Annotated in this window: 15 protein-coding genes; all 15 read left to right on the forward strand. The window is 63.8% G+C overall.

Annotation, left to right across the window (positions count from 1 at the left end; all coding sequences use genetic code 11):
• Positions 1-364: 364 nt before the first annotated feature.
• The 15 genes from AC07NY_RS24720 (at position 365) to AC07NY_RS24790 (ending at position 16712) form a co-directional block, all read left to right on the forward strand.
• Positions 365-1384, forward strand: coding sequence for an ABC transporter substrate-binding protein (locus AC07NY_RS24720; protein WP_494585930.1), 1020 nt, complete (start codon positions 365-367; stop codon positions 1382-1384).
• A 31-nt stretch (positions 1385-1415) separates the two neighbouring features.
• A complete protein-coding gene (locus AC07NY_RS24725; protein WP_494585931.1) occupies positions 1416-3119 on the forward strand; it encodes an ABC transporter permease in 1704 nt (567 codons plus the stop codon).
• The gene (locus AC07NY_RS24730) at positions 3116-4210 is read left to right on the forward strand and encodes an ABC transporter ATP-binding protein (protein ID WP_494585932.1); all 1095 of its coding nucleotides are present in this window, start codon (positions 3116-3118) and stop codon (positions 4208-4210) included. The genes AC07NY_RS24725 and AC07NY_RS24730 overlap by 4 nt, the downstream gene beginning before the upstream one ends.
• A 5-nt stretch (positions 4211-4215) precedes the next feature.
• The gene (locus AC07NY_RS24735; RefSeq protein WP_494585933.1) at positions 4216-5058 is read left to right on the forward strand and encodes an inositol monophosphatase family protein; all 843 of its coding nucleotides are present in this window, start codon (positions 4216-4218) and stop codon (positions 5056-5058) included.
• Between the two features lie 95 nt (positions 5059-5153).
• The gene (locus AC07NY_RS24740) at positions 5154-5942 is read left to right on the forward strand and encodes a MurR/RpiR family transcriptional regulator (RefSeq protein ID WP_494585934.1); all 789 of its coding nucleotides are present in this window, start codon (positions 5154-5156) and stop codon (positions 5940-5942) included.
• An 844-nt stretch (positions 5943-6786) separates the two neighbouring features.
• On the forward strand, positions 6787-7455 hold the full coding sequence (gene gspG, locus AC07NY_RS24745) for a type II secretion system major pseudopilin GspG (protein WP_494585935.1): 669 nt from the start codon (positions 6787-6789) through the stop codon (positions 7453-7455).
• Positions 7452-8549 carry a PilN domain-containing protein gene (locus AC07NY_RS24750; protein ID WP_494585936.1) on the forward strand — a complete coding sequence of 366 codons (1098 nt, stop codon included), beginning with the start codon at positions 7452-7454 and terminating at the stop codon, positions 8547-8549. Before gspG ends, AC07NY_RS24750 begins: the two co-directional genes overlap by 4 nt.
• Positions 8550-9110 carry a type II secretion system protein GspM gene (gspM, locus tag AC07NY_RS24755; RefSeq protein ID WP_494585937.1) on the forward strand — a complete coding sequence of 187 codons (561 nt, stop codon included), beginning with the start codon at positions 8550-8552 and terminating at the stop codon, positions 9108-9110. It abuts the gene before it with no gap.
• Positions 9095-9649: a hypothetical protein gene (locus AC07NY_RS24760; protein ID WP_494585938.1), complete on the forward strand. Its 555-nt coding sequence runs from the start codon at positions 9095-9097 to the stop codon at positions 9647-9649. Before gspM ends, AC07NY_RS24760 begins: the two co-directional genes overlap by 16 nt.
• A gap of 232 nt (positions 9650-9881) precedes the next feature.
• Positions 9882-12209, forward strand: coding sequence for a type II secretion system secretin GspD (gene gspD, locus AC07NY_RS24765; protein WP_494585939.1), 2328 nt, complete (start codon positions 9882-9884; stop codon positions 12207-12209).
• Positions 12210-12259: 50 nt separating this feature from the next.
• A complete protein-coding gene (locus tag AC07NY_RS24770) occupies positions 12260-14008 on the forward strand; it encodes a GspE/PulE family protein (RefSeq protein WP_494585940.1) in 1749 nt (582 codons plus the stop codon).
• Entirely contained in the window at positions 14005-15222 is a 1218-nt protein-coding gene (locus AC07NY_RS24775; RefSeq protein WP_494585941.1) for a type II secretion system F family protein, read from the forward strand. The genes AC07NY_RS24770 and AC07NY_RS24775 overlap by 4 nt, the downstream gene beginning before the upstream one ends.
• Positions 15219-15677 carry a GspH/FimT family pseudopilin gene (locus AC07NY_RS24780; protein WP_494585942.1) on the forward strand — a complete coding sequence of 153 codons (459 nt, stop codon included), beginning with the start codon at positions 15219-15221 and terminating at the stop codon, positions 15675-15677. The genes AC07NY_RS24775 and AC07NY_RS24780 overlap by 4 nt, the downstream gene beginning before the upstream one ends.
• Positions 15658-16083 carry a hypothetical protein gene (locus tag AC07NY_RS24785; protein WP_494585943.1) on the forward strand — a complete coding sequence of 142 codons (426 nt, stop codon included), beginning with the start codon at positions 15658-15660 and terminating at the stop codon, positions 16081-16083. The genes AC07NY_RS24780 and AC07NY_RS24785 overlap by 20 nt, the downstream gene beginning before the upstream one ends.
• Positions 16080-16712, forward strand: coding sequence for a hypothetical protein (locus tag AC07NY_RS24790; RefSeq protein ID WP_494585944.1), 633 nt, complete (start codon positions 16080-16082; stop codon positions 16710-16712). Before AC07NY_RS24785 ends, AC07NY_RS24790 begins: the two co-directional genes overlap by 4 nt.
• Positions 16713-17124: the final 412 nt, after the last annotated feature.

Below are 17124 nucleotides of genomic sequence, written 5' to 3' on the forward strand. Positions count from 1 at the left end.
ACGGGGTTTTTGCGTTCTCAGAACAAACCGCCAGAATCCACGCCAGGTCGCCGTGGAACTCGAAGGTCGACGCCGCCCAGCGTGCGGCGAAACGACGGGCAGCGCAGCTTGCGTTGATTCTCAGCAGGCGTCCGAAGCTGTCCTCGTGCCGGGCTCAGCGCTCTGCCCCTGCCGAACGCGCAGCGACTTGTCAGCAACTAGTGGCCGGTCGGCCAGTCGGAAATGCGGTCCCACCCATTTCAGCTCTGTAAGCGAGAATGTAGTAAAATTACAATTTACATTCATGCAGAAATTAAACTCCATGGCCGAGACGGACTGTGGGCCGCTTCCTGGACGGCCAACGCTCGAAAACCTCGGGGGATCTATGTTGAAGCGTGTTGCGCTGCCTTCGCTGCTTGCGGTCGCTTGCGTGATGTTCGGGGCGCTCGCTCCCGCATCGGCCGGGCCCCTCACAGTCTATTGCCCGATGTCCGACGAGGATTGCGGCTCGGTGCTGAAGGCGTTCCAGAAGGATACCGGCGTCCAGGCCAGGTTCATCCGGCTCGGCGCCGGCGAGATCCTGGCGCGGATCAGGGCCGAGAAGGCCAATCCGCAGGCCGGGCTCTGGCTTGCGGGCGCGGCCGACAACTTCATCCAGGGCGCCACGGAAGGGCTGCTCGCGCCGCACAAGGCCAAGGGCATCGCGGCGGTCGACGCTAAATATACCGATCCCAAGGGGGCCTGGACGCCGATCTCGCTCTCGCCGATCGTCTTCGCCTATAGCCAGGATTACCTGAAGAACCTGAAGGCGCAGCCGCCGAAGAGCTGGAAGGATTTCGCCGATCCGGTCTTCGCCAAGGCGGTTGCTCTGGCGCATCCGGCCGCCTCCGGCACGGCCTATGTCTCGCTGGCGACGCTGGTGCAGTTGATGGGCGAGGATCCGGCCTTCGCGCTGATGAAGCAGATCGACAAGAATGTCGTGCAATACACGCGCTCGGGCGTGGCGCCATCGCGCATGGCGGCCAGCAACGAGGTCGCGCTGGCGACCGCCTTCACGCAGGATGTCGAGGCCGCGTTGCATCAGGGCTATCCGCTCAGCTTCTCCTTCCCGGAGGAGGGCACGGGCTTCGAGGTCAATGCCGCCGCCGTCGTCGCGAATGCGCCGGAGGACCAGCGCCAGGGCGCGGCCGCCTTCATCGACTGGGTGCTGACCCAGAACGGGCAGAAGGCGATGGGCCTGACCTTCCGCGGCCCAATCGTGCCCGGCTTCAAGAACACCGATGCCAAGATCGACATCAAGAACGTCAAGCTGATCGCCTACGATCCGGTCTGGGCCGGGCAGAACCGCGCCCGCCTGCTGGAGCGCTACGAGAACGAGATCCGCCGCAAGAGCGACGCCAAGTAAACGCCACGCCACGTAAGCGCGAGGCAGCTTCATGGCCGATATCTCGCAGATGCCCGCTGCCGGTCCGGCAGCGGGCTGGCGGCGCCCGGCCGCGATCCGCAAGATCGTGGCCGATCCCTGGCTCTTCGGCATCTACCTGCTGGTCACGATCTCGGTCGTCATCTTCGCGGTGATCCCGATCCTGAGCGTGCTCAGGCAGGCGGTCTGGACCGATCACGGCCTCGACCTGGCGGCGATCGGGGCGGCCCTGTCGAAACCCTATGTCTGGAGCGCGCTCGGCAACACGCTGATGCTCGGCTGCGCCTCGGCCTTCGTCGCGACCTTCGTCGGCTTCGTCTTGGCTTTCGCGCTGACCAAGACCTCGATGCCCGGTAAGGGCTTCGTCCATATGGTCTCGCTGCTGCCGATCATCTCGCCGCCCTTCGTCATGGCGCTGGCGATCGTCATCCTGTTCGGGCGCTCCGGGCTGATCACCAAGGAACTGCTGGGCATCCGCAACAGCAACATCTACGGCTTCCATAGCCTGCTCTTCATCCAGGTCCTCGCCTTCACGCCGATCGCCTATCTGAACATCCGCGGCATGCTGCAGGCGGTCGACAGCGCGCTGGAGGATGCCTCCGCCTCGCTCGGCGCCTCGAACTGGACCGCCTTCCGGCGCCTGACCCTGCCGTTGGCGACGCCGGCGATCCTGAGCTCGATGCTCCTCGTCTTCGTCAAGTCGATCGAGGATCTCGGCAATCCGATGGTAATCGGCGGCAATTTCAACACGCTCGCCGTCGAGGCCTATTCGCAGCTCATCGGCTATTTCAACCTGAGCGGCGGCGCGCTTCTGGCGAGCATCCTGCTCATTCCCTCGCTTCTGGCCTTCATGGTCCAGCGCCACTGGCTGGCCAAGCGCAGCTACGTCACCGTCACCGGCAAGCCGACCGTGCAGGCGATCCGGATCACCAGCCGGCGCGTGGTGCTGCCGCTGACGCTGGCCTGCTACCTGCTCTGCGCCACGATCCTGCTGTTCTACGGCACGGTGCTGTTCGTCTCCTTCACCAAGCTGCCGGGCATCAACAACACGCTGACGGTCGAGCATTACCGTACGATCTTCACGGCCGGCATCGGCACGATGGGCGATTCCCTGATCCTCGCCGGAATCGCGACGCCGATCACCGCCGTCGGCGGCATGCTGATCGCCTATCTCTTGACGCGGCGGGCCTTTCCGGGTTCGGCCCTGCTGCGCTTCGGCACGGTGCTCTCCTTCGCCGCGCCGGGCACCATCCTCGGCATCGGCTATGTCGGCACCTTCAACCAGGCGCCGTTGCTGCTGACCGGAACGGCACTGATCGTCATCGCCGTGATGGTGGTGAAGAACCTTCAGGTCGGCATCGAAGCCGGCTCCAACCAGCTCAAGCAGATCGACGGCGCGATCGAGGAGGCCTCGACCGTGCTCGGCGCCTCCAATACCCGCACCTTCTTCGTCGTCACGCTGCCGCTGCTGCGGCCGGCTTTGTTCACTGCGCTGGCCTATGGCTTCACGCGCTCGCTGACGACGCTTTCGGCCGTGATCTTCCTGGTCTCGGCCAACTGGTCGCTGATCACGGTGACCATCCTCTCGCAGGTCGAGACGCAGCGGCTCGGCGTCGCCGCGGCCTATTGCGTCATCCTGATCCTGGTCGTCCTCGCCATCCTGGCAGTGCTGCAAGCCTTCCTGGCGCGCGGCGTGAAAACGGGGTCCTCCCGATGAGTGAAGTGAATTTCCGTAACGTCACCAAGCGCTTCGGCGGCCCGGGCGGGGCCATCGCAGTGAAGGGGCTCGACTTGCGCATCGAGCCCGGCACGATGGTGACGCTGCTCGGCCCCTCCGGCTGCGGCAAGACCACGATCTTGCGCATGCTCGCCGGTTTCGAGGCGCCGAGCGAAGGCACGATCGCCATCGGCGGCGCCGACATCACCCATGTGCCGGTCAATGCCCGCGGCATCGGCATGGTCTTCCAGAGCTATGCGCTGTTCCCGCATCTCACTGTCCGGGAGAATGTCGAATACGGCTTGCGCTCGCAATCCGTGCCGGCGGCGGAGATCGCCAGCCGCACGCGGGACATCCTGGAGACCATGCACCTCGCCGCGCTGGCGGAGCGCGCCCCCTCGCAGCTCTCCGGCGGCCAGCAGCAGCGCGTCGCGCTGGCGCGTGCGGTGGTGACACGGCCCAAGGTCCTGCTCTTCGATGAGCCGCTCTCCAATCTCGATGCACAGCTGCGCGAGCGGATGCGCGACGAGTTGCGCGCGATCCAGCTCAAGTTCGGCATCACCAGCCTCTACGTCACGCATGACCAAAGCGAGGCCATGGCGATCTCGGACCGTGTCGTCGTGATGCGCAACGGCGTGATCGAACAGGACGATGCGCCGCCGGCGATCTATGCGCGGCCGAAGACGGAATTCGTCGCCCGCTTCATGGGGCGCGCCAATATCCTCTCGGCGCCCGTCACCCGGCGCGAGGGCAACGAGGTCGGGCTCATGATCGCGGGCGAGACCGTCGCGGCGCCGCTTGGCGGGGGCGACTACCGCCCCGGCGACACCGTGCGCTGTGTGCTGCGGCCCGAGCATGCGCGTCTGGATGCCGGCGGAGCGCCGCTCACGGTCAGGCGCGTCGTCTACCAGGGCAGCTATGTCGAATATCTCGTCGATATCGACGGGCAGGACTGCACCGTCCTCGACACGCTCTATCACCGGAACGGCATCGCCGCGGTCGGCGAGACGATCAATGTCTCGCTTGCGGGCGCGCCGCTCTGGATCATCGGACTGGCCTCGGACGAGGCGCAAGCGGACAAGGCGGCCTGAGGCTCATGACCACGAACGACATCCACGCGGCGATCGCCGAGACGGCATGTGAAGCCGCACGCGCCGCCGGTGCCGTGGCGCGCGAGGCCTTCCAGGCCTTTTCGCCGGACACGCTCGCCATCGAGCAGAAGGACGGCTTCTTCGACGTCGTGACCGCGGCCGACAAGGAGGCCGAGGCCGTGGCCAAGCGCATCATCCTGGCGCGCGTGCCGGCCTCGCGCATCCTCGGCGAGGAGGATGGCTGGTCGGGCGAGGGCGACACCACATGGATCATCGATCCGATCGACGGAACCAGCAATTTCGCTTCGGGCCTGCCGATCTTCGCCGTCTCGATCGCGGCCTATCATGCCGGCGAGACGGTCTGCGGCGTGATCTACGATCCCGTGCGCGACGAGTTGTTCATGGCGGCGGGCGGCGTGCTCTCGCTCAACGGCACGCCGTTGAAGCCGGCCTTGCGCGGCCGCACCGACCGGGAGGTCGAGCTCCTGACCAACGCTCCCTATGAGGGCGATCCGATCGGCCGCGAGGTGCTCGATGCCTTCGCCCGGCTGGTCGGCTCGTTCCGCGCCGTGCGCCGCCTCGGCTCCTGCGCCCTGCATCTGGCCTATGTCGCCGCCGGGCGCGCCGCCATCAGCCACGAGACCAAGTTCAAGGCCTGGGACATCGCGGCCGGTATGCAGCTTGTCCGCGCCGCCGGCGGCCGGATTTTCGCCTGGGACGCGCAGGGCCGGCCGGTGGCCGATCCCTTCGCCGAGGTCGAGCGGGTGCGCAGGGTCGTGGTCAGCCATGGCGCCTTCGATTACGAAGGCTCTGCCCTGGCGGCGCTGGAGTGGCGCGCTGCAGCATGAGTCCGCCGCCTGAGGTCGGCGGGGCCGCCTTCCGCGGGGCCGGGCGAGGGGCTACAAACCGCCCGGACGCTGCCGTCCATGCAGGAGCCGTCCCGATGCTGGACAGGATCAGACAGTCCCTCTCGATCTTCACGCCGGCCGAGCGGCGCATCGCCGAGACGATCCTGGACACGCCTTCGACCGCGATCACCTGGTCGGTGGCCGATACGGCGCGGATCTCGAAGGTCAGCGAGCCCTCGGTCATCCGCTTCTGCCGGCGGCTCGACTATGATGGCTTCCCGGATTTCCGGCTGAAGCTCGCCCAGCATCTGGCGACGTTGCAGAAGATCGCCGAACCCGTTCCCGCCGCGAGCGGCGATCCGGCGGCGGACCTCCTCGACGCGGTTTTCGCCAAGGCCGCGAAATCGATCGGCGAGGCGCGGCTGGACATCGACATGGCGAGCCTGCAGCGCGCGATCGGCTTCTTCGCCGCGGCGCGCCGCATCGACATCTACGGCTATGGCGGCTCAGGCTTCCTGGCCTCGGAGGCCCAGCACCGCATGGCCGGGCTCGGCATGGCGAGCGTCGCCTATGCCGACCCGACCCTGCAGATGGTGTCGGCGCCGCACCTGACGTCCCGCGACGTCGTCTTCGCGCTCTCCTATTCCGGGCTGACGAGCTATCTGGTCTCGAATATCGAGATCGCGCGCAAGGCAGGCGCGCGGATCGTCTCGCTGTCGCCGGCCGGCTCGCTGGTGGCCGAGCTCTCGGACGTCAACATCGCGCTCAACGCTTACCGCAAGTCGAAGAGCGACATCTTCATCCCGACCGGGAGGGTCGCGATGTATGTGCTGCTCGACGCGGTGCTCGTGCTGCTCACCGCGCGCGTGCAGCAAGGCTCTTGAAAGCGAGCGGAACGAAGCTCGGAGTGCATGTGCGGGAATAGCCTGTCCGGCAATTCTACGAGGAGCCGCTGCGGCCGGTGCAGGGAGGCGGCGTCTGGCTCTACGATGCCAAGGCCAAAGCCTATCTCGGCTGCTACAACAATGTGTGCTCGGTCGGGCATCGCCACCCGGCGGTCGTCGCGGCGCTGGCCGGCCAGATACCGGCCCTAAATATCCATTCCCGCGACGTCCAGACAGCATCGTCGCCCAGGAGCGACCTGCTCGGAAAGGAGATGAAGTGTCCGTTGGCCGAACGGATTCGCGATCGATCGGCGGCGATCTGTGCCTATCGATCACGCCGGACGTCGCGTCGCCATGATCTAAACCTTTCAAACGATGCGGATATCCGGCTTTCCGGGCGAAGTTTCGAAAACCGCTCCGCAGGCTCGCCGGGTAGGGAAGAATTATCAGCGCCTCTGCCGATGAGACGATTCCGATCTGCTGTTCGGCCGTCAATCCTTTGAAAAACAAGGGAATTACGATTCGGATGCGCTCAATGCGTGAGCCGATAAGCGAGACTAAACAACAGAATCTTTCGTGGTCCTCGGAACCGATCAGCCCGCAGTCGCGCATGGCGGATACGGAAGATTCGAGAGCCCTCCATTTGGCCCGACCAAGGTCGCTACCTAGCATCGCCTCGTAGCGATATATTCGGAAATCGGGGACGGAGATTTCAAGCTTCGATGGCGTCGGCTCTTCAAGTAGCGGGTACCTCGCCATTGGATCGAGGCTTTCGTCTCACGTGACGTTGCTCAGCAGGCCTTGGGGCGTGAGCGGGGCATAGCGGTGTTGGACGGGGAGCATCGTGACAAGGATCGAAGCTTTCGCGCGAGCAAGCTGCCTCGCGGGTAGGAGCAGGTGCTTTAGCACCTCGCAGCAAAGCCGCTCCGGCGATCCCGCGGTGTATCGGATCGCTGCCAATCGCGAGTTCGGCGGCGCGGATCGAAGCGGGAACAGCTCCGGCATCTCGCGCAAGATCGGGAAAGGACCCCGCAAGCCCTTTCCCGTCTCCAGCACGACGTCCCCCTTTTTCGGACGCGAGACAAGCCAGGCTGGTTTCACTCTCGTCGAGGTCCTGGTCGTTCTCAGTATTATCGGCCTGGTCGTCGGCCTGATCGGCCCGCGTGTCGTCGGCTACCTGAGCGATGCCAAGATCGCGACGGCGCGCATCCAGGCGACGACGCTGTCGAATGCCGTCGAGCTGTTCTACATCGATAATGGCCGGTATCCGCTGAATGCGGAAGGTCTCCAGGCCTTGATTGCCCCGCCGACCAATCTGCAAAGCTGGAACGGTCCCTATCTCAAGGCAGCGGCTGTTCCGCGCGATCCCTGGGGCAAGCCTTACCATTACGTCGTGCAGAACGATGGGCGCAGCTTCCTGATCGGCTTCGACGGGAGCGACAGGCGTGGGAGCAACGAGGAGGCTGAGGTCCAGAAGCGCAATTTGGGCACACGGGGGGCGCTGCCCAGATGACTGTGCTGCACCAACTCAGCGTGGGGGCGGCACTCCTGGCGCAATGGTGGGTCAGGGAGTTGCAGATCTCGCTGCCGGTCACGTTGAGGACGTGGGGCAAGGCCAGCCGCCCGATGACACTCACCATTCGCCCTGATGAGGAGCATGTCGCGATTTCGTTTTCCGGCCCTGAAGGCAGGGACAATTTCGTCGAGCAAATCGCATGGGCGGACTACAGCCGTGCGATGCTCGATCGCTGTCTGAAGAGGGCCGCGGCCCATGCGCCCGTGAGCAAGATCCGGATTGTGCTGGCCCTCCGCAAGGCGATCACGCATTCGCAGATCATCCCTGCACGCGCCCAGGGACATGCAGGGGACATCATTCGCGAAAACATCTCGCTGAAAACCCCGTTCAAACCGGACGAGATGTTCATCGGTTACGATCTGAGGACTGCGGGAGTTGGCAGACTGGAGCTGCGCTACCTAGTATTGCCGCGCGCGATCCTCGATCGGCTTCTCGCGCGCCTTGCCGTTGCTCCTTCCGAGGTTACGACATTGGAAGGCCCGTCCATTGTTGGGCTGGAGGCCGTGACGGTGCCGTTTGCGCGCAGGCCGCAAGCATTCTCGCCTTGGCTCAAGAGGCTCGTCATCGCGCTGGTTTTCGTGTCGCTGCTCGGAGCGCTTGTCGGATATGCGGCACTTTTCTGGCGCCAGGAAGCGCTGTTGGCCGAGATGGAGGGGCGTATCGTCGAGATTTCGGCGCTCGACAGGGAGGTGACCGAGCGTTCGAGACCGGCCTCTGCGTTGGCGGAGGATATCGCGGTCTTCGTCGAGCTTCGCAGGGCGCCCGGCCTCGTCCAGGTATGGGACGAGCTGGCGCGCATTCTCCCCGACCCGACCTTTCTGACGGGGCTGGAGATTTCGGGCGGCAATCTGCGTGCGACCGGATATTCCGATGCCGCGGCCGGGCTTATCCAACTTCTGGAACAGTCCTCCGTCGTTCACAGAGCGGCCCTTTCCGGCCCGCTGGTGTTCGATCCTGCCAAGAGCAAGGAGAATTTCTCGCTGCGCGCTTCCTTGAGGAAGGCGCGCCTGCCAGCCGAGGAGCGCCGGTAGATGGGGGGGCAAGTCAGATCTTGGCTTCGCTTCACCGCCTTCATCGCGGCCAACGCCCTGGTCGTGGCCGGCGTCTACATCCTTGCGGTCGAACCGGCGATCGGGACGCTGAGAGAGCGGGAGAGCCAGATTGAGCAGAGCGCGCTGCGGCTCGATCGCCTCAATTCGGCGCTCCAGCGAAAGCAGTCGATCGTCAGGCTCGATCCAGTTGACGTGGAAATGGCGGCGAGGCGTTTTCTTCAGGGCACCAGTGAAAGCCTTGCGACCTCCGATCTGCTGACCCGATTGCGGCAGGTCGCTGACGATCATGCTGTAAGCTTCAGCTCCGTGACCGCCTTGCCGTCCCGCAGCTGGTCCGGTCGCCAGCTCGTTGGAGCACGAATCGAGTTCGCGGCGGCAACGCCACGTGCGGCCGAGGTTCTGGCGGGCATCGAGGAGGGCGTGCCTTTCCTGTTCGTTCACAGTGTCAAGCTGTCGGCACTCGTCGAAGCCGAGAGCACACGCGACAGGCTCGGGGTCATTATCGAGGTCTATGGAGTGACACGATGGTCAGACTCCTGAGCCTCGACCCGAGGACATCTGTCCTGGCGGTCGGCACGGCGGGCCTCGTCGCCACATCAGTCATTGCCGTGAACTTCGCCTGGCGAAGCATCGCAGAGCCACTTGAACCGTCGGCCGGCAGCAGGATCATGAAATCCGCGACAGCTACGAAGAAGCCTTTCGTTCAGATTGTCGAGGAAGCGCCTTTCCAGTTCGAAAGTCTGATTGCCCGCCCGCTGTTCTCGCCGGAGCGGCGCCCGCCGATGCCGGTCGAGATGCGCGCGCCGGTCGTAGCGCCGGTCGTGAGCCCGGTCGTCGAGGTTGCGCCGAGCTATTCGGTCGGCGGCATCATCGTCTCGCCCGATCTGAACAAGGCGTTGCTGCGGACGCAACGGCGTGAGGCTGGATTCTGGGTCGCGCTTGGAGAAAGGACGGAGGATGGATGGGCTGTTTCCATGATCGAGCCGGGTCGGGTGGTCCTGACCCGCGGAGACCGCAAGATGACGCTGCCGTTATACGCAGGCGACAGCGTGTCGCCTGCCGTAGCAGTTCGGCAATGAAACCGCGGTCTGGCTCCGCTTTCGGCCCGGCAGCGAAGTCCGTCGCCTTCAGGGGCTCATTGGGTGTCGTCGGTCGCTCGAGGCGCGCGTCGCGACGTGCATAAGCGCGGAAAACTGTTGATGTTGAACAGGGATTTTAGTGCCCCGAAATCGATTGGCTTTATGCGAATCCTTCGTCAGAGTTAACGCCTGTCGTTGGGTAGCAGGGTTTGGTACAGGCAGGTAGCGCGGTATGATGCGTGCATGCTATGGCGACAAAAGTCGTTCTGTCTTCGAACGCTGTCGGAGCATTGCTTCGGCGCTTGTCGTCTTGACTTGGCTGGCGGCCTGCCAGACGTCCGAGGAGGTTGTCTACGAGGGACAGCCCGATGTTTCCTATTCGAGACGTCTGGAGGATGACGGCAAGAAGCGGCCTTTCGGCCCATACGCCAGCCTGCCCGATCCGAGCGGCGCAGCGCCGGCACAGGCCAGCAAGGTATTCTGGGGAACGCCGTTCACCGGAAATGCCGAGGGGCCCCGAGGGACCGGCAGCACTAGGCCCGCGCCAGGAGGCCAGACCTATACATTGAACCTCGTCGATGCTTCTCTGGCTGAGGCGGCGAAGGCCGTTCTCGCCGACATTTTCAAGGTGAACTATACGGTCGACCCCAAGATCGAAGGACGGGTCACGCTCCAGACCACGAGCCCACTCACGCGCGAGGGTATCGGCGAACTCTTTGAGGCATCGGTGCGAACGATCGGTGCCGCGATCGTCCAGAACGGCAATATCTACCGTATCGTGACTGCCGATCAGGCCGCGACGGGAGCGAGATTGGCGGGGCGCGATGGTGGCTCCCAGGCGATCGGCAACACGGTCAAGGTCGTGCCTCTGCGATTTGTCGCCGCGGCGGAAATGAAGCGCATTCTCGATCCGATTGCCTCGTTTGGCGGCGTCGTGCGCGTCGATACCTCCCGCAATGCGCTGCTGCTCTCGGGTACCGCCCAGGAAATGAGCGCGATCGAGGAGGCGATCTCCGTTTTCGACGTCAATGCGATGAAGGGTACGTCATTCGCGCTGGTGCCGATAAGGGGCGGCGATCCCGATGCCATCGTCGAGAATGTGAACAAGATATTCCTCGCCAATGGCGACGGAGCAATGAGCGGCATGGTTCAGTTCGTGCCGAATACCAGGCTCAAATCGATCCTGATCATTTCCAAGCAGCAGCAATACCTACAGGAGGCGCAGCAATGGGTCCGCCGCCTCGATGATCAGGCTGTCGGTCCGCAGCGGGAAGTCCACAGCTATGTGCTCCGCAACCGGCAGGCCAAGGAGCTGGTCGAAGTTCTGAATTCGATATTTGCGAACGAGGTCGCTCCAGGAGATGCGAACGGCCGGGCGGGAGCGCGGTCACGCACCCAGGAAGCGGAAGCACCGGCCGTTCCCGCACAGCTGGCTCAGGCAACGGGCTCGCCGGCCGGCGGCCAGGGCAATGACCGCTTCGCGGGCGTATCGTTCGGTGGCTCCTCGTCGCGTCGGAGTTTCGATATGATCTCCGGCATGCCTTTCGGCGGGGCGACCCTGGCGAGCGGAGGGCAGGAGACCAGGGCCGAGACGGCGGCGACCGGGTTCGGGGCAGGCGGCCCCTCCGGCGAGCCGCGCATCAAGGTCGTGGCCGACCAATCGCAAAATGCCCTGCTGATCCTGGCATCGCGGGATGACTACAAGCGGATCGCCCGCGTCATCGCCAATCTCGACGTCATTCCCAATCAGGTCCTGATCGAGGCGACGATCGCCGAGGTGACCCTGAATGATGACCTGAAGTTCGGTGTTCGCTGGTTCCTGCAGAACCAACGAGGCAGCCAGTCGGCCACATTCTCGAGTGCCATCGACGGAGCGCTGAACTCCGTCTTCCCCGGCTTCTCTTATGTCTTCCGGGCTGCAAACGCACAGGTGACGCTCAATGCGCTGAACGGGGTGGGACGGGTGAATGTCCTGGCCTCACCGAGCCTGATGGTTCTCGACAGGAAGACCGCGACCCTGCAGATCGGCGATCAGGTGCCGGTCACGACACAATCGGCCGTGAGCGTGTTGACGCCGGGAGCTCCGGTCGTGAATTCCGTCTCCTACAAGGATACCGGCGTGATCCTCAACATCACCCCGCGGGTCAACGAGGCCGGGCGCGTGCTGCTTGAGATCGAGCAGGAAGTCTCCAGCGTGCAGAGGACGACTTCTTCCGGCATCGATTCACCGACATTCGCGCGCCGGCGAGTGCACACGACCGTCGTCGTTAGCGATGGCGAAGGCATTACCCTCGGCGGGCTCATCCAGGACAAGACCTCGCGGATCGCGACACAGGTACCGGTCCTCGGCGATATCCCGATTTTGGGCAATGCGTTCAAGGACAAGCAGGACCTGGTCGAGAAGACGGAGCTCGTCATCATGCTGACGCCGCGAGTCGTGCGCGATTTCAACGAGGCGCGCGCCGTCACCGACGAGTACCGGCGCAAGGTCGAGAGTTTCGCGACGACCCGCGATCCGGGCCGAATCCTGATCAATAACGCGAAGCGCGTGCTGCGATGACGACGGCAGCCTATCTACCGGCTGCCGGGTGAACTTCCTGCGGAGGGAGCATGACCGAGCACCCTCGAGCTACCTTGGCCGAAGGCGCCTCGCAGAGTGGGGCGTTCGCGGAGAAGTTCGGAGCCTTCCTGCAATCGCAAACGCTCCTGGATGCGACGTCGATCGGGCGTGCCCAACGCGCTGCGGCAGCGACCGGCGACCGGTTTGATCTTGTCCTGGCCAAGCTCGGCATCATGGCCGAGCTGGATCTCGCCGTCGCTCTCGCGCGCTTTCTCGATTTGGCGATCTACGCTCCGGGCGATGAAGCCTTGCCGCTGCTGCTCCCTGACAAGCTACCGCCGTCCTTCGTGTTGCAGAACCGCATTCTGCCCGTCCGCCTCGAGGGCGATACGCTGACTCTCGCGGTTGTCGATCCGCTTGACCAGATGCCGCTCGATGCAATCCGTTTTGCCGTCGATCATGCGATCCGCCACGAGGTCATCACGCTCGCCGATTTCGAGCGGGCCGTGGCGGCACTCTACGACGGCGAAACTGCGGTCCCGCGAGCCTCTGCGCCGGCGAGCGAGGATCCCAGCGAGCACGACCTGCAACGGTTGCGCGACAGCGCCAGCGAAGCGCCGGTGATCCGCCTCGTCAGCCAGATCATCTCGGCAGCGGTAGATGCGCGCGCCTCGGACATCTATGTCGAACCAACCGGGCATGCGCTGACCGTTCGATATCGGATCGACGGCATGCTGCGCGTCGCCGAAGAGGTACCGGCACGGCTGCGTGCCGCCGTCATCTCGCGGATCAAGATCCTGGCGAAGCTCGATATCGCAGAGCGCCGCCTGCCGCAGGATGGACGCATCAAACTCGCCATTCGTGGCAACGACATCGACTTTCGCGTCGCAACGATTCCAACCATCGACGGCGAGACGGTTACGATGCGCGTTCTCGACCGCAGTCGGGTCAAGCTCGACTTCCCAAGTCTTGGCTTTGAAGGCGCTCAGATTGCAGCACTGCACCGCGTGATGGAGCAGCCCAACGGCATCATCCTCCTCACCGGCCCGACAGGCAGCGGCAAGACGACGACACTCTATACGATGCTGAAGCACATCAACCGCCCGACGGTGAAGATCTTCACCGTCGAAGATCCTATCGAGTACCAGCTCACCGGCATCAGCCAGGTCCAGGTCCAACCATCGATCAACCTTGATTTCCCGGCCTGCCTTCGCGCCATCCTGCGGCACCACCCGAACATGATCATGATCGGCGAAATCCGTGATATGGAAACGGCGCGCATTGCCGTTCAGGCTTCATTGACCGGCCATCTCGTCTTCTCGACCTTGCACACGAACAGCGCGGCCGAGACCGTGACACGCCTGATCGACATGGGGGTCGAGCACTTCCTGCTCGGGTCCACGCTTCGAGGAATCATGGCGCAACGGCTTGTGCGGCGCCTGTGCGTCGCGTGTGCAAAGCCGCACGAGGTCGCGCATGAGGTCGCCGAGCAGCTGGTCGAGGCCGTTCCGGCGCTGCGACAGATAGGGCCGCCGAAGCTGCTTCAGTCCTGCGGCTGCGAGAGATGCGGGTTCAGCGGCTTTCGGGGGCAATTGCCGATCGCTGAGCTGCTGGTCGTAGACGAAGCAACCCAGCGAGCGCTTCTGCAACGGCTGCCTGCCATCGAAATCGAGCGCATAGCGCGACGGAACGGAGGGGGGTCGATGTATGAGGATGGCGTCGCCAAGGCTTGGCGAGGCCTGACGACAGTCGGAGAGATACTCCGCGTCACGACGGCCCTCGATGCGGGGCCGTCATGAGATTTCACTTCGAGGCATTCGATGGGGCCGGCAATCTCATCGAAGACGATGTCGAAGCCACAACGTCGGAGGAGGCGCGGCGGATCATTCGCGCGCGTGGTGTCACACCCTACGAGGTGCGGGCTTCGGGCGGCAGCGACTTCCTGTTCCGTGAGATCAGCCTGGATCGCTCGCGGCAGATAGGCGATGTCCGCTTTGCGCGCCTGGCTCGTGATCTGGCTGTCCTCCTCCAAGCCGGCCTTTCCCTCGATGCGGCGCTGCGTATCACCGCGACGATCGTCGAGAATCCTCGAGCGCGCCAGCTCGTGCTCGATTTGAGCGATGGGGTCCTGCAAGGCTCCACTCTGGCCGACGCGATGGCAGGAATGGGTAAGACCTTTCGCCCCGAGTTCGTCAGAATCGTCCAGGCGGGCGAACTGGGTGCCGATCTCGGAGGGGCCATGCTGGAACTCGCTAACCTGCTCGATCGGCGCGTCGAGATCGCGAACCGCATCCGTTCCGCAATGGCCTATCCGGCCTTGCTCATCGGGCTGGCTGTCATATCGATTGCGATCGTGCTCGGGCTGCTTGTCCCTGCGGTCACTCCTCTTTTCCTCGAGAACGGCATGCCGTTGCCGGCCATCATCGCCGCCATGGAGGCCGTCAGGCAGAACGCTTCCTGGATTCTGGCCCTGGTTGCGGCCGGGGTGGCAGCACTGGCGCTGAGCATCGTTGTTGCTCGTAGAAGCGTTGCATTGCGGACCCGGCTGGACCAACTCTATCTGTCGGTTCCCATCGTCGGCCGGATAACGGAACTGCGCGAGGCGGGGCGCTTCACGCGGACGCTTGCGACCCTGATCAAGGCCGGCGTCCCGCCGCTGCAGGCGTTTCAGGCCTCCTGTCCCCTTGTCCGGAACCATCATATCCGTGTCAGGCTCGAGCGCTCGCTGGCCGAAATTCGCGCCGGCGTCAGTATCGGCAACGCCTTGTCGACAGCCGAGGCCCTGCCGGCTGTCGTCCAGCAGATGGTCACTGTCGGCGAGGAGAGCGGGCGCTTGCAGGATATGCTGGCCCGGGCGGCCCTCATCCTGGAGCGTCAGGAAGAGTTGCGGACGGCGCGGGCACTCGCAGCGCTGACCCCGGCCATCACGATTCTCGTTGCGGGCATGATCGCGGCGATCATCCTCTCGGTGATGGGCGCCATTCTCTCGATCAACGAATTGGCGCTGCGATGAACACCTTGCGGCGCCCCGTGGCTGCCGATGCCGGGTTCACGCTCCTGGAGTTGTTGGTGCTTGTCGCGGTCGTTTCCGTTGCCACGCTCATTGTAGCGCCGTTGCTGAGCCGCCCCCCGTCACAGGCGCAACTGAGGGCGGACGCAACCCGTCTGGCGGCGGCCTTGCGCGTCACGCGGGCGGCCGCCATGGCGCAGGACCGCGAGATGGTTTTCGTGATCGATAGGGAGCGCCGCACCTATCTCTCGCCGGTGATCGGTGCTTCCCGGATCGATGCCCATATCGGTATCGACACGGACCTCGCGGAGTCGGAGCGCCAATCCCGAGGCATCGGTGGCATCCGTTTCTTTCCCACGGGCCGATCGACAGGGGGCGATATTCGTCTGCACCTCAGCAATGTCGATGCGCATGTGCGTGTCAGTTGGGCCACTGGCCATGTCACGCTCGCGCCCTAGTCATGCCAAGGAGGTGACAGGCGACAGTCGGGCGGGATACGCGCTGCTGGAGTTCCTGATTGCCTTCGCAATTCTGGTGGTCGTCCTGGCGTCGCTTCTCGCCGCGTTGTCGGTGTCGGTGCGAAGCGACCAGCAGGCCATCTTCCTGACGCGAGCGACCATGCTGGCGAAGAGCAAGCTGGCGGCGGCCGGCCAGGATTTTCCCCTCCGCCCTGGAACGTCGGCCGGTCGCTTCGACAATGGCTGGGAGTGGCGCGCCGTGTTGCGCGGCGCCAGTGACGCGTCGGGCGAGACCCGGCAAGTCGACAGCCTGTGGGTCGAGGTGACTGTTTCCGAAGGCCGCGGCACCGGTAGCCGATCGATGACGCTCCGATCGCTCGAAATCGTGCCGAGGCGCAGCCCATGACAGGCGACCGCCGGACGAGCGGCAAGACGGATGGCTTCGTTCTGCTCGAAGTGCTTGTCGGGCTGAGCTTGCTTGCGCTCATGCTGGGGCTCTTCGCCTTGTCTCTCGGCCTGGCGAGCAAGGTTGCAGAGACGGGGCGCGCCCGTGCCGAGATCGTCGAGGCTGCGACGGGGGCGGCGCTCCTGTCGGGGGCGTTGGCCAGCGCGCTGCCACTTGTGCAAGCGACGGCCCAGGGCCCTGGCCGGGTCCTGTTCGAGGGCTCGCAGAAGCAGCTGTCCTTCCTGGCTTTGAGCAACGGGGATGTCCAGGCTGGAGGAATCCGGACGATCTCGATCACCATCGAGGAGCCTGGGGCGCGTCGTGCTGGCGCGGTCGTGTTCCACTCATCGCTCGTTCCGATCGGCACCCTTGCCTTGAAGGCTGGGGGGCGGGGGGAGGTCATCATCCGCGACATTGCCACTGCGCGGTTCAGCTATTTTGGCTCTCCCGGTTCGGCCGCTCCGGAGGAGTGGCGGGAGGATTGGAAGAACGCGGAACGGCCGCCGCGCATCGTCGCGTTGCGCGGAAGGCTATCTGCAAATCAAAAATTGGAAAATTTTGAAATAATTTCCCGAGTTTTTTCTGATTGATAGATTTAATATTTGATTAATTCATAATTTTTGTTTGATTATAACTCAGAATACCGATTTATTCGTGCGCGAATGGAAATATTACTGGCTATTACGCGGATCGTTTTGTGAATAATCCTAGTTTTCACTCTGATTAAAAAATCATCAAGCGCGCTTCGATTTGTAGTGAGCTTGATACCGGAATTCGATGGTGAATTTCGCTGGACTTTTGTCTGTATTCGCGCTCGCCATTGCGAGTTATCCTGCTTTGGGTAATGAAGAGGCGCTCATGGTTTTGGAATCTCACTTTGAAGGAGTCGTGATGCCGTGTCATGAATGTACTCTGAAGTTTCAAGCATAGCGCTGATTTCCTTTGAGGTATCACCCCTGCCGAGGCCGTCCTCGGAGCGAGGGCACGTGCATTTCGAACAGC

The sequence above is a fragment of the Allobosea sp. GW821-FHT09G06 genome (genome assembly GCF_059416005.1).

What these genes read in the sequence shown, in the direction of transcription:
- AC07NY_RS24720 (WP_494585930.1), top strand. Translation starts at nt 365, where the DNA reads ATGTTGAAGCGTGTTGCGCTGCCTTCGCTGCTTGCGGTCGCTTGCGTG.
- AC07NY_RS24725 (WP_494585931.1), top strand. Translation starts at nt 1,416, where the DNA reads ATGGCCGATATCTCGCAGATGCCCGCTGCCGGTCCGGCAGCGGGCTGG.
- AC07NY_RS24730 (WP_494585932.1), top strand. Translation starts at nt 3,116, where the DNA reads ATGAGTGAAGTGAATTTCCGTAACGTCACCAAGCGCTTCGGCGGCCCG.
- AC07NY_RS24735 (WP_494585933.1), top strand. Translation starts at nt 4,216, where the DNA reads ATGACCACGAACGACATCCACGCGGCGATCGCCGAGACGGCATGTGAA.
- AC07NY_RS24740 (WP_494585934.1), top strand. Translation starts at nt 5,154, where the DNA reads ATGCTGGACAGGATCAGACAGTCCCTCTCGATCTTCACGCCGGCCGAG.
- AC07NY_RS24750 (WP_494585936.1), top strand. Translation starts at nt 7,452, where the DNA reads ATGACTGTGCTGCACCAACTCAGCGTGGGGGCGGCACTCCTGGCGCAA.
- gspM (WP_494585937.1), top strand. Translation starts at nt 8,550, where the DNA reads ATGGGGGGGCAAGTCAGATCTTGGCTTCGCTTCACCGCCTTCATCGCG.
- AC07NY_RS24760 (WP_494585938.1), top strand. Translation starts at nt 9,095, where the DNA reads ATGGTCAGACTCCTGAGCCTCGACCCGAGGACATCTGTCCTGGCGGTC.
- gspD (WP_494585939.1), top strand. Translation starts at nt 9,882, where the DNA reads ATGATGCGTGCATGCTATGGCGACAAAAGTCGTTCTGTCTTCGAACGC.
- AC07NY_RS24770 (WP_494585940.1), top strand. Translation starts at nt 12,260, where the DNA reads ATGACCGAGCACCCTCGAGCTACCTTGGCCGAAGGCGCCTCGCAGAGT.
- AC07NY_RS24775 (WP_494585941.1), top strand. Translation starts at nt 14,005, where the DNA reads ATGAGATTTCACTTCGAGGCATTCGATGGGGCCGGCAATCTCATCGAA.
- AC07NY_RS24780 (WP_494585942.1), top strand. Translation starts at nt 15,219, where the DNA reads ATGAACACCTTGCGGCGCCCCGTGGCTGCCGATGCCGGGTTCACGCTC.
- AC07NY_RS24785 (WP_494585943.1), top strand. Translation starts at nt 15,658, where the DNA reads ATGTCACGCTCGCGCCCTAGTCATGCCAAGGAGGTGACAGGCGACAGT.
- AC07NY_RS24790 (WP_494585944.1), top strand. Translation starts at nt 16,080, where the DNA reads ATGACAGGCGACCGCCGGACGAGCGGCAAGACGGATGGCTTCGTTCTG.